Raw genomic sequence first — 13,662 nt, forward strand, 5'->3', positions numbered from 1 at the left:
GTAAAACTGTGCTACAGCCCCGGCAGGCCATCGCGCAGCGATTTTGTTCAATCGGGATTTCAGGAGGTATTCCTATGAAAAGGGTATTGGCATTATTTTTGGTATTGATTTGTATGTTGTCATTAGTTGCTTGTGATAAAGCAACTGGCAGTGGAGAACCTGTAAGAGGTGGTGATGTTTCAGATATGCCTGAGATTGATAAAAATGTTTTTGGTGAAACAGAGCAGACACAGCAAGCGATTGTTGAAAGTATAAGTGGAACAATTACTCGTATAGATGAAGATAAAATTTATGATTTGACCGAAGAAGAAGTAAAAATAATCGCAGACATTATTGAAAATGGCACTTGGAATACAGAAGGGACTGCCGAATGTGCCAATGATTGCAAACTTATAATTGATGAAAGAACATATTATTATCATTCGGAATGTGGAACATTCAATGACAAAGAGAACAATCAGAACTTATCTGTAACGGTTGAAGAGAAAGAAAGTATAAATGTAATATTAGCTCAATATATAACACTTGGTTTAGAGTAATTCATGCGATTATCTTTAAAGCTGTTTTGCTTAGAAACAGAACTAAAAATTCCAATTTTTAGAGCCGAAGAAATCAGAATTGATGGAGGAAAGTAAAAATGAAGTGCCCTATTTGTAACAATGAACTGTTAGAAGGAGGAATTATTGTTGATGATGTGGCATGTGGATGGGTTCCAATGGAGCAATTCAAGAAAAAAGGCATTAAGCGATTGATGTATACGGGCATGCGCACAATAGGAGAGTCCAGTATTCTTTTGAATCAAACAAAAATCCCTAATGCTTATTTCTGTAAAAACTGTAATAAGATTATGGGGATTTTTGATGTAACAAATGATTTGGATGATTAAACAACTCCTATTTTTAGAGCTGAAGAAATTGAGATTTGAGAAGGTGTTTCAATGAAAAAAAGACGGTTAATTCTATACGTAATAGCAATATTCGTAGCAGCAATTTTCTTTTATACCAACATTCAAAAGAAACATACATTTACACTTACAAATGATGAGGGCATAATCAAGTCAGAACAAATACAGCCGTTATTTGGAACTGTAAAAGTAAGTGGTGATTGTGATACGGATGTGGTCTTTACTGATATTGAAACGGGAAAAAAATATGTAATAGAGTACATTACATCTGGCGTATCAGAAAAAATCAAACTGGAAAAAGGTAAATGGTACACTGTAGTTGGCGGAGGAAATCTTGTAATAAGTCCAGTGAATGTCAGGGTTGAATAAAAAGAGATAAATCGGGAGTTGTAAAGGAGTATACTATGTCGGTCAATATAGCAGAAACATTTGAATTATTGTTTGATAAAAACAACAAGGTTGCATATAGGGCATTACAGGAATTGCAAAAAGAAAGTGCTGAAACGGATTGCGTCTATCCTTATATGGATAAATTAAGTGATATGCTTGACAGTGATAATTCTTATGTTCGTACAAGAGGGCTTACATTACTTGCCTATAATGCAAAATGGGATAAAGATTATAAAATTGATGAAATCATTGATAAATATTTAAGACACATAACAGATGTTAAGCCCATTACAGCAAGACAATGTATTAAGCTGTTGCCGATTATTGCAAAGTATAAGCCGGAATTGAGAAATGATATTATTTCTGCACTTCATAAGGCAAATATATGTATTTACGATGATAGTATGCGGCCATTAGTTTGCAAGGATATTCAAAAAGCACTAAAGGAAATACAAGGATTATAAAAGCACAACTTCCGGTTTATTGGATATATGAATAGAGCAGGAAACGGGATTTAGAGGAGGAAAAACATATGATTACTTTTGATGTGAATAGCCTGCAATGGACAAGGAAACCATTGGATTTCCATGTAGAGGATGGGAAGATTGAAATAACAACAAAACCTCACACTGACCTATGGCAGAGAACTTACTACCATTTCCAAAATGATAACGCCCCTGTGCTGCAGATGGAAACAGATGAGAAGTTCTTTTCTTTTATTGTAAAAACGGATTTTACAAAAAGTCATCACCGATTTGATCAATGCGGCATTGTTATGTATATGGACGGAGAAAATTGGTTGAAGGGTTCGGTAGAATTTGAAAATGAACATTTCCAACATCTTGGGTCTGTTGTGACGAATGATGGTTATTCAGACTGGGCAACAACAGCGATTCCTGCAGATGTGAAAATCATGTGGTATCGCTTCAGTCGTAGAGAGGATGATTATTGTATCGAATGCTCTCTTGACGGTGAGAACTTCAATCAGATGCGCGTGTGTCATATGCTGAAAGGTGGAGGAAAGATCCGATTTGGTATTTATGCCTGCAGTCCGGAGGAATCATCTTTTACAGCAATGTTTTCTGATATGAAGATAACAGAATGTGCATGGAAAGCACATGATGGTCAGGCACCAGATGAAGTATAGCGTAACTTCCAGTTTGCAGTGATGTAACTTCCAACTTTCTATGGAGGGATATTTATGGTTCAAACAATTATTTCAGGTGTAATATTTGGCTTGTGTGCGTTAATGATGCTGGGTATTGGAATTTCGCAGTTAAAGAGCAAAAGGCCGGTTGCCTTTTATAGTGGTGAAAAAGCACCAAGCGAAGATGAGATATCAGATATAAAAATGTGGAACAGAAAGCATGGAACTATGTGGATTATTTACGGAATTATTATTATCTTAGCATGGGGATGTGGATTTATAATCGGAGATAGCATATTATTACTTTTTCCTATGGTAATAGGATTGATTTTTCCGGTTATTGTTATGATTTGGTATCACCGCAAATTAATAAAAATATATAAAGTAAAATAAGTGGATCTCAAAAGCGTATTGACGGATCCACGAGCGCGAAATATTCATATGATTCTTCAAACTTGGCTGCCGCATTATCTAACAGAAATATTCTAAACAATTTGCGGGACAGTCTGCCCTATCCCTATACGGAAAACGATGCGGCGGATTACATCCATGCCATGCTGTCCGCCGATGAAAACGACACCTTCGCTTATGCCATCACGGTGGATGACAAAGCCATCGGCAGCATCGGCGCGTTCCGGCAGAGCAATATCCACCGCCAAACTGCGGAACTTGGTTATTATCTGGCAGAGGATTACTGGGGCCAAGGAATCAAGACCGACGCTATCCGCCAGCTCTGTCCGCAGACTCAGCCCGGAGGAGATCCCGGCGGCTTTAGAGCTATGCTGGCAAGTGCTTCTGAAATTTGAAGCGCCGGAATATTCTCGGGAGGGCGTAGCCGCCTTCCGAGCCAGCCTGGATGATCAGGAACGCACCCGCAGCCTGAGAAGGAAAATATATAAGTATAAATGAAAGAACTATAAGGTGAAAAATGTGTGCTAAAAAAATCAAAAACATATTGACAATTCTCTATGTATGACATATAATATAGACACATTCAAAAATGTAAATGTGAGGTGAGAGAAATGGCGGCACAATATAGCGAAACGATACGAGTGTTTAAAGCCTTTTGTGATGAGAATCGTTTATCAATATTAGGCTTGCTCCGCAGCGGAGAGAAATGTGCATGCGATCTGTTAGAAGATCTGCGTATTACTCAGCCTACTCTTTCCCATCATATGAAGATTTTATGTGATGCTGGTATTGTCCAGGGACGCAAGGAAGGAAAATGGGTTTATTATTCGATAGACCCGGTAGGTGCAGAGAAAGTAAAAGTGATACTGGAACAGCAGCTTACAGTTTCCGGCAGTAATAATGGAGTAAACGAATGAAATGATTATTTTGGCCATCTGCTATGGATGGCTTCCCTTTAAGATTTCAGATAGATATTTTTCAATATATCAATTTATTTTGCATATATTAGGAGGAAAGATTATGTGCGCATGTGGCCGTCGGCTTCAGTGCCGTTCTGAATAAAAACATTTCTGTTTGTGAACGAATGGAGAAATCTTCCAGAAGCAGATTTCCAGTGTGTTGTGGCGAATCGAAAGTTTAAGTAAGAAAGAAGGTAATTTGTATGTTTACAACGGAAACCCTTATTCATGCAGGACGGACATTCCTGATGCTGTTTAGCGAGTTGTTTGGCCTGTTCATTGGCATCAGTTTTGTGGTTGCTTTATTACAGATTTATATTTCACAGGAGCGTATTAAACGTATCCTGACAACTCCGAAAAAGGGACTGAATAGTGTCCTGGGAGCAGCGCTGGGAGCGGTGACACCGTTCTGCTCCTGTTCTACAATTCCAGTGTTGGTGGGATTGTTTAAAAGCGGAGCACCATTTTGTGGAGCCATTTCATTCCTACTGACATCTCCAATCCTGAATCCGGCAATATTGACATTGCTGGTTGCATTCTTCGGTCTTAAGGCTACAGTTGTTTATAGCGCATTTACTTTTGTTTTTGCAGTTATAATGGGACTTATTCTTGACAAAGCTGGTTTTGAAAAAGAAGTGAAAAATGTTACGGTCAAGGGTGGGCATCAGGATGGCATATCATGGGAGAAGCTGCAGGGAACTTTCTGGCAGAAGCAGCAGGCGATCACAATTGCTCTCAGAGACTCCTTTGGTTTATTTAAAGGTGTCGTATTATTCCTGCTGTTAGGCGCTGGTATTGGTGCATTCATTTATGAATTTATTCCTACTGACTTATTAGCAAACTTTGCTGGTGCAAGTAATCTGTGGGCGGTTCCATTGGCAGCGATTGTAGGCATTCCTATGTATATTCGCACTGAGACCATGATTCCGATTGCAAGTATCCTGATTTCTAAGGGTGTGGCTCCTGGCGTTATGATTGCGCTGATCTTGGGCGGTGCCGGTGCCAGCATTCCGGAAGTGTCTCTGCTGAATTCCATTTTTAAGAAGAAAATGGTGGCAGCGTTTGTACTCTGTATCTTTGCCGTGGCAACGATTACAGGTTATGTGTTTAATTTTGTATTGTAATTTGAAAGGAGAATTATATTATGGCTGAGAAAAAAGGTTTATGGGCAACATTGTTTGGTGGCAGTGGATGCAATTGCGGAATGTCTTTGGAAGAAGATCCTGCCCCGAAAAAGAAGGCTAAAAAAGGCGGCTGCTGTGATATGCAGATCACAGAAGAAGATGATGAAGAGGAAAATTCTGAATATAAACAGGGAAAATAAGCCGCCGGACAGATCGGAGCATGGATTTAATTATAGAAAATGTTCAATATGATATTGCTGCTCCTGCAGACATAATCGGGGCATCTAATTCTTTGAACTGGCAAATCGGATTGAACCAGAAAACAGGAATTGGAATGGGAAGAAAGATATGTCAAGTACAATTACAAAAAGAAATTATATTACAGGTTTAATGACAAACCCCCGATCCTGTGATATTATAATCACAGAACGAAGGAAATAAGGGCAAAAGCCCGGAAAGGAGAAACGTCATGATGAACAGAGTCATTGCATTATCATATCTGTATAGCCATAGCAGTCTGTCGCTCGAACTTGAATGCGAGGGGCTTAGATTTATGTGTTCATACAGAGACAGTTACCCGGATTGCAATGGTTTCATGACGTGATACTTTCGCTTTCACATCAAACCGAATTTTTGCATGCCGCTTGTCCTGTTGGGCAGGCGGTTTTTTATGTGCAAAAAGGAGGAAAAGACGATGCCGACCATCAATATAACAGCTACAGGAGACAATATTAAAAAGATGAGAAAGGCCGCTGGACTGACAGTCAAAGATCTGCAGAATATCTTCGGATTCGGAACACCACAGGCAATCTACAAATGGCAGAATGGAACTGCGCTTCCAACCGTAGATAATCTGGTCGTGCTGGCAACAGTATTTGGCTGCAGGATAGATGATATTCTGGTTGTTAATGCAGCGGAAGTACAGAAAACAGCATAATAGCATGCAGGAGAACAACACTCCTGTATATGGCCCCCTGGCCATATTATAGGTGGATGTGCCGAGTTGGTCGAAGGCGGCGGACTGTAAATCCGTTACATAAGAAACAGCGCAGGTTCGAATCCTGCTCCACCTATTTTGCTGACATGGCGGAATGGAAGACGCTCCAGGTTCAGAGCCTGGCGGAGAAATCCATGCCGGTTCAAGTCCGGCTGTCAGTATGATAGGAGATTTGGCAGAGAAGGCTGAATGCATCGGTTCTGAAAACCGGAGGCCTTAAATGGTCCGGGGGTTTAAATCCCTCAGTCTCCATTTATGCTTGTGTGTGCGAATGGTAAGCAGCTACACTGCTAATGTAGTATTCGGAAGATATCCGGGTTAAGGGTTCGAGTCCCTTCGCAAGCGTTTATGCCGATGTGGTATAATTAGCAGGCCCAGCGGGTTTAAGCCCCGCTGGGTAAAAACCATGCTGGTTTAATGGCATTACCTGCTTCATATGGTATGAGCAGTCAATCAACTTCTGGTTGAATGACAGGATGAATTCAAGCCATTACAATGGATATATGAGAAAAAGGAGGGGAAAGCCATCATGAAATATACGTCATCAGAAGCAAATAAGCTGCTCCGGCGGCTGAATGAGGAAAGGGATGCAGTTCTGGCAAAGGAACAGAAGAGCAGTACATTTCTTGCTGCGATAGGCGAGGACCCGGAATCCGTAAGGCCAAAGTATGATTACACCGGTACGCAGAAGGCGGTGGAAGAACTGGATTGGAAAATCCGCATTGTAAAACATGCGATTAATCAGTTTAATCTGACGCAGACAGTCCCCGGATTCGATATGACAGTCGATCAGATGCTGGTTTATATCCCGCAGTTGACAGCCAGGAAGAAGAAAATGGCGGGTATGAAGGGCAGACTGCCCAAACAGCGCGAGGCAAATGACAGGTATGGACGTATCAGCAGTGTTATCGATTATGTATATGCTAATTACGACATTGACGCTGCGGAGGCGGATTATCATGCGGTGGCTGATGAGCTTACAAGGGCTCAGGCGGCGTTGGATACTTTAAATAACACGGAACTTATGGAAATCAATGTGTGAGCATAATGTTTATACCGGGGACTTTGGAAGATGCAAGAAATTAAATCAAGGCAATGATATCGGGACTGGTTTATCGTTATTATTATGGTTGCTTGTTATTTGCTGTTATTGACAATGTCTAAGGTTTACCTTTTGAGGAGGTAGCGCAAATACCATCGCATTGGAAGAAGGAACGAAAACTTACCTGTGGAGACACAGGGCGGCGGAAGTACGGTTATAAGCTGCATTTTTAAGAGGAGAAATGAAACCGACTAATTATATAAAATTGAAAAGATTTTCTTTTCACTATTGCTATTACATGATTATTGATGTGCCAGAGTATCTGGCGGACAGCCTGTTTATACAGGAACAGGTCAGGGTGGATTTTGGTTCAGAGTACGGCAAAAGGGGTTCCCCATATATAATGATTTTTTGTAAAGTCAGGAAAAGGGACGAGGGCAGGTTCCTTCAGGCACTTGACAACTTGGGAAATAAGATGCTGTTAATGGGATATACGGATTATCGTGAATTCTGCAGCGGATTTTTTTCTGGGATCAATTAGGATAAGGGAGAAGACAATGCTGTCAGTAACAACAGAACCCAAATTGTAAGGAAAAAGTTATGGTATCTGCTGGCTGAAAAAGGTATACTATTCATAGAGTGTTACGGGATGGAAGATGAATATCAGGAGGATATACTATGGAGCCAGTATATTTGTCAATCCAACAGGAAGCAACTGGAAAAAGGATGCAGCGGTTGATCCGGGAGAAGGGATATTCCGTGCGGGATATTCAGGAGGCAATGGGCTTTGAAAGCCCGCAGGCAATCTATAAATGGCTGTCGGGAAAATGCCTTCCGAACCTGGACAATTTCCTGATCCTCAGCAAAATCTTACATACCAGCATTGAAGATATCCTCGTCGTTGACGGGGATATTGCTGTTTTTGGGAATGAGGTAAGCAAAATGAGATCTGTGTGGAATATACAGGCTTGGTTTTTGAGTGTGGTTCCGGATATGCTGCAGCAATTCAGAGACACACGTCATGGCAGCCTCGGGACTAAATGGCAGCGCTTTATAAGATGCTTGATTATAAAAACAGATACGGATAAATTCGTTAGAATGCCGGATGCGGATTAGTGCAAAGTGGATATCATTTCCTGTGCGGCGCCAAACATACGGGAATAGATTCGTGTACATGGTAAGCGCGATCTGGAGCTGTATCCGCCGGAGATTGTATTCTTCGATTAAATGAAAGAATGGCTTTCTGATCTCCCTGACGAAGGATCATATCTTCTGTTGGAATGGGGGACTCGGAAGTGAGAGCCCTCCAACTATTATGTATGGGGGACGACAGATATTCCAGCCGATAGTGCAGAAATAACTCTAACTATTTTCAAGAGCATGAGTCTCTAAATAATGACGGAATGCTTTCGTAATATAATCAGAAGCCCCTTTCTTATATTTACTATCCGTTATACTCTTTATATAATCGTTTGAATATGCGTCGATAAGCATATTCATGTAGGGCTTGCCGAGGGATACGCCAGTGCTGTTTTTTTGTATAAACTGCCATATTTCCTGAACAATGGACTGTATTTTTGCGGAAGAAACATTTTCTGACAAATCGGCAATTAATTTGCCATACAGTATCTCAGACTGTTTGGAAATTTCTTTTACTTCTTCTGATAACTGTATTTCCATGATTTCAGAAAAATGCTCCAGATTATATTTCATTGCTTCCGTATATTTTTCTACACTTCCAAATTGCTTAATAGCAAGTTTAGCTACTTCAGGCTCATCATCCTTAATTTTTTGAATAAACAGATCAAAATTTTCAACACTTCCCCAGTGCCTGATAACTTCCTCTGTCTGGTTGGACTTAAAAGCTTCCAAAGCATTAATATAATCGGACAAATCAAATTCCTTAAAACTCATACATTGCTCTCCTTTCTCTAAACGGCTAAGAAGCTGTATAAGTCTGTCCGTTCGGTTACGCTTTAGAAGAAGCAGCTCTTTTTGCTGCTTGAAAGCGGCAATTCTGTCAAAATCAGGTTTTTCAAGAATTTCCCGAATGTCCTTTAGTTTGAAGCCTAATTCCTTAAAAAACAGGATTTGCTGAAGCTTCTGCAATGCCGCATCATTGTACAAGCGATAACCGGACGGTGTTAATTCGCTTGGTTTTAACAGTCCGATTTCATCATAGTATTGCAGAGTGCGTATGCTGCTGCCTGTTAATTCTGCTACTTGGCTTATGGTCCTCATTCTTACCAGCTCCTTTGGTTATTGGAGAAGCAAGATAGAAATGGCCGGCTTATATCTATTCTGCTTCTATGAGAATAGAATACAGTATCACGTTACGTTGGAGTCAATAGCTTTTTTTCTTGCGCCCATAGCAACCACCTCTTCAAATCCCGCTACGCAGGCTGGTGCGCCCACTCTGGACAGATAAAAAGCAATGTCCGTGTTTTTATATCGAATTTTATAAACAGGTATAATACCGTTTGCGGTATATAATTCTGCTATCTTTTCAGTATTGGCCAGTGAAGAAAATTTTTGGATAATGTTCTCTGAAAACGTGGAAACACATATCTCCGGAAAATTATCATTTTTTTTCATTGTATCGGACGGACTGAATAAAGCTGGTTCTGAAATATTTGTTCGTTGAAATATTGTAGTGAACTATGTACCTCCCACTATTAATTTTCGGGATATATCTTGATGTTGCTTCATCTGCTCGATGTCACGCTGAAGGGCTTCCTTGTTTGGAAATGCGCTTTTAGTGGAATGTCAGAAAAGGATTCCTTTGTATACTTCTGTATTTATAATAGGATATGTGTGGTTGGAAGCCTGTTCCTACCCTGGTGCTACCTGAACTTCCCGCCGGGGCTACTGTAGGCATATATAAACACAAAAACCCGTCGTTGGCGGGTTTTCGGCATTATACATCAGAGACATATTTTTGATTTTTACTCTTTGGTGCATCAGGAATTGTCAGATGCAGTTTGTTCATTTCGAGCAGAGGACGAAGATACTTTTTTACCACATAAGATGGTGTTCCGATGCCCATATATTCGGCAATCTCATTCCGGCTGCGGGGTTCTGCACAATAGTCAAGGATTTTTTGCAGGGGCTCTGGTAAGGCAGTTATATCTTTTTTGGGAGCTGCGGCGTGGTGATTGTACAGAGTTACCTTGAATACACCGCGCCGGCTCTCAAACACAGCTGGCGCCAGGCCGGCTTTTTGCATTTCGCTTATAATTGTCGGAATGCCGGAAAAACGGTTTTCGGTTCCCAACATGACTTCTAATCCACCAGCAATAAATGGATTGCGGGTATCAGCAGAGACCTTGCCCAATTCATCTATGGTGATTCTCCCATAAAGCCCGCCAGGATTTTCAACCTCCATGCGATCTCTATATAGCACTACACGGATGGGAGAGTGGTCAGTGTGGATACTATAATCCCGGTGAATCAAGGCATTCAGGATGATTTCACGAACAGCTACCATAGGATATTCTGACCGGTCAGCGCGTTTCCCATTTTCATCAATAATAGTGGCATTGCGGATATTTCTGCGGATAAATGCAAGGGTATCTTCCAGCATTTGCGTCAAAGTTCCCTCCATCCGTTGGTTATCAATGAAACGCTCTCCGTTGTCACCAAGTTCTCCGATTTCAGTTCCATCTACAACCATTGCAGTGACACTAAGCTGTGGAAAAAAAGCCTGCGGATATTCCCCCAGCATCACAATACCGGCAACTGTTGGTTTTCCATGATCTGTTATCCCCTGCAGCTGCAGTATTTTTTCATCCGGCTGTTGAGCCAGCTTTGGTTTTATTTTCCGCAATTTAAAGAAATATTCTGTAAGCGCATCTTTATCAAAGGAGTTAATGTCAGCGCGGTCGACAATTCGAAGCTCGTCCTGAATTTTTCGTTTAAATGCCTCATAGCTATATATCTCATATTCCGTCATGAGCATATCTGCTTCACCGACACGGATATAGGAACCACGCATCCTTCCGGCCCCTTTATAGAAGCAGGGCTTCTCAAATATATCACATTCTGAGATTTCCGCGCTTACAATCGTCTTACCTGCAATTGTAGCAACGGTGAATACTGGTCGGACTACAGGTTCCATTTGGAGTGACTGATTTGTAACGTTTGTCTGTAAATCCTGTGCATCATAGACACCAGCGATTTCAAAATGGTTTTTCTCGTCGATTCCAAACAGGATAATTCCTCCACCGGCTTGATTGGAAAAACTTGATAATGTATTATACAGTTTTTCAGGGATACCATTACTGGCACACTTTAACTCGATATTTTGTCGTTCACATTTTTGGCAGATGACATCTTGAACTAAGTTCTCTAATTCTATTGGCAGCATGTAAGGCCTCCTTCTATAAATAAAATAACATTTTAGAGAACAAAAATCAAGAATTTCATGAAAAATTGTTTTATAATTTTATTTTATAGAACAAAAGCCTAATTTTAAAAGAACAGATTTTAATTTTAGAGAACAACCCTACTCCTCACAATCCCAGTCGTCATCCTCCCATTCCTCCGCTTCATCAAAGTAGTCCTCAATCAGCACGCCCTGTTCATCAAAATAATACAGCTGGCTGTCGATGAGAACTGTTCCTGTGACCATGGCGCCCTTGGAGTCGAAGTAGTGCCACTGGCCGTTTATCTCCTGCCAGCCAATGAGCATGTAGCCATCAGCGTTAAAGAGATAGTAATCGCCGTCAATTAAAAACAGTCCATTCTTTTTGTAAGTGGTTTCGGAATCTCTGTACCACCAGCCCTTGGAATCCTGCTGCCAGCCAAGAGTGATTGTCTCCTGCGCGGCTGTCTCCTGGACACTGGCTTTCTGGGAGGAGCCTGTGCTGGAACCGGAGCCAGAGCTTCCCGTTCCTCCATTTGCATAGGGACACACGCCGTTTGGATGCAGGTGGGCGGGATGGCCGCCGCAGTGGTAGTGGTAGCTGCCAAGGCCGCTCTTGTTCTTGTTATCCTTATGTCCGCCCTGTGAATCCGTTCTGCCGGAGTGGGCCTCAGACACAAGCACAAAATTCCCCGCAATCTCTGTGGAAGCCGGGAAAAGTCCCATGGAGAGGCACAGTGCAGCGCATACAATTTTTGCTCTTTTTCTCATAAACATTCTCCTTTATCATTAGCATATCTGATACCTTATATTATATACAAATACTTCCGGGATGAACAGCCCCTACAGCATTTCTGAAAATGTCTGTATACGTGTTCTTACCTGCTCATATCAGGTGTTCTGCTGATCGATCTCTATCATAAGGGCAGAAATATCTGTTCCAAAGTTGTTTCCTCCTGTTGTTCAATGTGTACTCTCACAAATTCGGGCACAGGGAAATTGTGAGAGTACACAAGCTCTGCCATAATCTCAGATGGGTGTTCATCTAACAGTGGGCCGCGGCAGAACACAGGATAATCGCGTTTCCGGTTGGTTAACAGGGAAAGAACAATCCACTCTCCGTCAGAGCAGCGGAAGGGAGGAGGAGTACGGGTTCTGTGTGTACGCGGATAAACGCGGCCATATTTTTGTTCATAAGTATTCCCCTAAAATAATCGAGGCTATCTGTAAATTATGTTTGTGAAATCAGCTTACTTTAACATGTTTCCGGCGATAGTCATGCGCTGGATCTGGTTGGTTCCCTCAAAGATCTGGTAGATCTTAGCGTCTCTCATGGAGCTGACAGGAGGGGATTTACTGTTTCTTTTGATAATGTGTGGAAAGTAATAGTGTCTTCTGGTAGAATAGCTATGTGGCAAATAAAAATGTGCTTTAAGAGGATTGGACGATGTAATCGGCAGAGAAAATAAGATACTTTATGAAGCTATCATATCTGAAAATCGGAAATTTGGGGGAGATGTAGTGTGAGCAAAGATAAATACTCTATTTGTGATGAATGTAGAAGTGAATTTCTAAAATCATCTTCAAAAATGATGGCATTATGTCCTGAATGTGCCCATATCCTTTATGGCTATCCAAATTGTGTCCATGTTTTCAAGAATGGAAGATGTATATATTGTCATTGGGATGGAAGCCAAAGTGAATATATAAAATGGCTGAAAAGTAACGATTAAATTAAGATTCCGGTTTTTAGAGCTGAATAAATCGTTGTTTGTGAAGGTGAATGAAATGGGAATAGAATATAAAAGATTAAGTGAAAATGAACTTGATGTATTCATTGAAATGAGAATAAATCAGTTAAGGGAAGAAGGAGCTAAAGAAGATATTGATCTAAAGCCGGCATTGCGGGATTATTATAAGCGGCATATGAAAGATGGTACATTTGTGTCGTGGATTGCTGTAAATGATGGTAGAATTATTGGTACAAGTGGGATGTCATTTGTAGAAAAACCACCATATTTTGGATGTCCTAGCGGGAAAATGGGACTTTTATCCAGCATGTTTACTAATCCAAGTTATAGGCGAAAGGGAATCGCAAAAAAGCTTTTACATAGAGTTGTTGAAGAGGCTAGAAATTATGGATGTGGAACAATACAGATTACAGCTTCCGATATGGGAGTGAAATTATATACGGCTTATGGGTTTGTTCATAATGGTAATTTTATGCAATACAAACTCTAAGATAATTTCCAGTTTTTAGAGATGACTGGAGCAGTAAATCGTTAAGGAAAGAATCGAAGGTGGTGCAAACGAAAAAGCAGCTCC

The 13,662-nt window shown here is 40.9% G+C and carries 21 protein-coding genes, 4 tRNA genes and 1 pseudogene; 21 read left to right on the top strand and 5 right to left on the bottom strand.

What is annotated here, in order from left to right; translation table 11 throughout:
• Positions 1-74 precede the first annotated feature (74 nt).
• The 20 genes from LIZ87_RS20795 to LIZ87_RS20885 all read left to right on the top strand — a co-directional run bounded on the left by LIZ87_RS20795 (position 75) and on the right by LIZ87_RS20885 (position 8,090).
• A complete protein-coding gene (locus tag LIZ87_RS20795) occupies positions 75-539 on the top strand; it encodes a hypothetical protein (protein WP_227149065.1) in 465 nt (154 codons plus the stop codon).
• Between the two features lie 98 nt (positions 540-637).
• On the top strand, positions 638-886 hold the full coding sequence (locus LIZ87_RS20800) for a PF20097 family protein (protein ID WP_227149066.1): 249 nt from the start codon (positions 638-640) through the stop codon (positions 884-886).
• A 51-nt stretch (positions 887-937) separates the two neighbouring features.
• Positions 938-1,273, top strand: a complete 336-nt coding sequence (locus LIZ87_RS20805; RefSeq protein ID WP_227149067.1) for a hypothetical protein — start codon at positions 938-940, stop codon at positions 1,271-1,273.
• Positions 1,274-1,308: 35 nt separating this feature from the next.
• Positions 1,309-1,758: a SufBD protein gene (locus LIZ87_RS20810; RefSeq protein ID WP_227149068.1), complete on the top strand. Its 450-nt coding sequence runs from the start codon at positions 1,309-1,311 to the stop codon at positions 1,756-1,758.
• A 68-nt stretch (positions 1,759-1,826) separates the two neighbouring features.
• On the top strand, positions 1,827-2,441 hold the full coding sequence (locus LIZ87_RS20815; RefSeq protein WP_227149069.1) for a DUF1349 domain-containing protein: 615 nt from the start codon (positions 1,827-1,829) through the stop codon (positions 2,439-2,441).
• A 54-nt stretch (positions 2,442-2,495) separates the two neighbouring features.
• Positions 2,496-2,834 carry a hypothetical protein gene (locus LIZ87_RS20820; RefSeq protein ID WP_227149070.1) on the top strand — a complete coding sequence of 113 codons (339 nt, stop codon included), beginning with the start codon at positions 2,496-2,498 and terminating at the stop codon, positions 2,832-2,834.
• A 101-nt stretch (positions 2,835-2,935) separates the two neighbouring features.
• Complete coding sequence (locus LIZ87_RS20825) at positions 2,936-3,247, top strand: GNAT family N-acetyltransferase (RefSeq protein ID WP_330664730.1); 312 nt, start codon at positions 2,936-2,938, stop codon at positions 3,245-3,247.
• Between the two features lie 216 nt (positions 3,248-3,463).
• Positions 3,464-3,769: an ArsR/SmtB family transcription factor gene (locus tag LIZ87_RS20830; RefSeq protein ID WP_227149071.1), complete on the top strand. Its 306-nt coding sequence runs from the start codon at positions 3,464-3,466 to the stop codon at positions 3,767-3,769.
• 245 nt (positions 3,770-4,014) lie between these two features.
• Complete coding sequence (locus tag LIZ87_RS20835) at positions 4,015-4,935, top strand: permease (RefSeq protein WP_227149072.1); 921 nt, start codon at positions 4,015-4,017, stop codon at positions 4,933-4,935.
• Between the two features lie 20 nt (positions 4,936-4,955).
• Positions 4,956-5,135, top strand: coding sequence for a hypothetical protein (locus LIZ87_RS20840; protein ID WP_227149073.1), 180 nt, complete (start codon positions 4,956-4,958; stop codon positions 5,133-5,135).
• Between the two features lie 20 nt (positions 5,136-5,155).
• Positions 5,156-5,326 (top strand): hypothetical protein, encoded by a 171-nt coding sequence (locus tag LIZ87_RS20845; protein WP_227149074.1) that lies wholly within the window; start codon positions 5,156-5,158, stop codon positions 5,324-5,326.
• Between the two features lie 303 nt (positions 5,327-5,629).
• Entirely contained in the window at positions 5,630-5,872 is a 243-nt protein-coding gene (locus tag LIZ87_RS20850) for a helix-turn-helix domain-containing protein (protein ID WP_227149075.1), read from the top strand.
• A gap of 50 nt (positions 5,873-5,922) precedes the next feature.
• Positions 5,923-6,008 (top strand) — tRNA-Tyr (locus LIZ87_RS20855).
• Positions 6,009-6,012: 4 nt separating this feature from the next.
• Positions 6,013-6,093 (top strand) — tRNA-Leu (locus tag LIZ87_RS20860).
• Between the two features lie 5 nt (positions 6,094-6,098).
• Positions 6,099-6,184, top strand: a tRNA-Ser gene (locus LIZ87_RS20865).
• Positions 6,185-6,189: 5 nt separating this feature from the next.
• Positions 6,190-6,277: transfer RNA gene (locus tag LIZ87_RS20870), tRNA-Ser, on the top strand.
• 184 nt (positions 6,278-6,461) lie between these two features.
• Positions 6,462-6,974: a hypothetical protein gene (locus tag LIZ87_RS20875; RefSeq protein WP_227149076.1), complete on the top strand. Its 513-nt coding sequence runs from the start codon at positions 6,462-6,464 to the stop codon at positions 6,972-6,974.
• 241 nt (positions 6,975-7,215) lie between these two features.
• Positions 7,216-7,515: a hypothetical protein gene (locus tag LIZ87_RS20880; RefSeq protein WP_227149077.1), complete on the top strand. Its 300-nt coding sequence runs from the start codon at positions 7,216-7,218 to the stop codon at positions 7,513-7,515.
• Between the two features lie 115 nt (positions 7,516-7,630).
• On the top strand, positions 7,631-7,765 hold the full coding sequence (locus LIZ87_RS22480) for a hypothetical protein (RefSeq protein ID WP_264468122.1): 135 nt from the start codon (positions 7,631-7,633) through the stop codon (positions 7,763-7,765).
• Positions 7,755-8,090 carry a helix-turn-helix domain-containing protein gene (locus LIZ87_RS20885; protein ID WP_264468123.1) on the top strand — a complete coding sequence of 112 codons (336 nt, stop codon included), beginning with the start codon at positions 7,755-7,757 and terminating at the stop codon, positions 8,088-8,090. Before LIZ87_RS22480 ends, LIZ87_RS20885 begins: the two co-directional genes overlap by 11 nt.
• 246 nt (positions 8,091-8,336) lie before the next feature.
• On the opposite strand, the gene LIZ87_RS20890 is transcribed toward LIZ87_RS20885, so the two are convergent.
• From LIZ87_RS20890 to LIZ87_RS23100, 5 genes and pseudogenes are all read right to left on the bottom strand, one after another.
• Positions 8,337-9,215, bottom strand: a complete 879-nt coding sequence (locus LIZ87_RS20890; protein WP_227149078.1) for a MerR family transcriptional regulator — start codon at positions 9,213-9,215, stop codon at positions 8,337-8,339.
• Positions 9,216-9,302: 87 nt separating this feature from the next.
• Positions 9,303-9,569 carry a hypothetical protein gene (locus LIZ87_RS20895; RefSeq protein ID WP_227149079.1) on the bottom strand — a complete coding sequence of 89 codons (267 nt, stop codon included), beginning with the start codon at positions 9,567-9,569 and terminating at the stop codon, positions 9,303-9,305.
• Between the two features lie 322 nt (positions 9,570-9,891).
• Positions 9,892-11,340 carry an ATP-binding protein gene (locus tag LIZ87_RS20900; RefSeq protein ID WP_227149080.1) on the bottom strand — a complete coding sequence of 483 codons (1,449 nt, stop codon included), beginning with the start codon at positions 11,338-11,340 and terminating at the stop codon, positions 9,892-9,894.
• 138 nt (positions 11,341-11,478) lie between these two features.
• Positions 11,479-12,108: an N-acetylmuramoyl-L-alanine amidase family protein gene (locus tag LIZ87_RS20905; RefSeq protein ID WP_227149081.1), complete on the bottom strand. Its 630-nt coding sequence runs from the start codon at positions 12,106-12,108 to the stop codon at positions 11,479-11,481.
• Positions 12,109-12,587: 479 nt separating this feature from the next.
• Positions 12,588-12,695, bottom strand: a pseudogene (locus tag LIZ87_RS23100) (acyl-CoA dehydrogenase family protein); the annotation flags it as partial.
• A 430-nt stretch (positions 12,696-13,125) separates the two neighbouring features.
• Here LIZ87_RS23100 and LIZ87_RS20920 point away from each other — a divergent pair.
• Positions 13,126-13,578: a GNAT family N-acetyltransferase gene (locus tag LIZ87_RS20920; protein WP_227149084.1), complete on the top strand. Its 453-nt coding sequence runs from the start codon at positions 13,126-13,128 to the stop codon at positions 13,576-13,578.
• Positions 13,579-13,662: the final 84 nt, after the last annotated feature.

It is taken from the genome of Lacrimispora sp. 210928-DFI.3.58 (genome assembly GCF_020554865.1).
Lineage (GTDB): Bacteria > Bacillota > Clostridia > Lachnospirales > Lachnospiraceae > Enterocloster.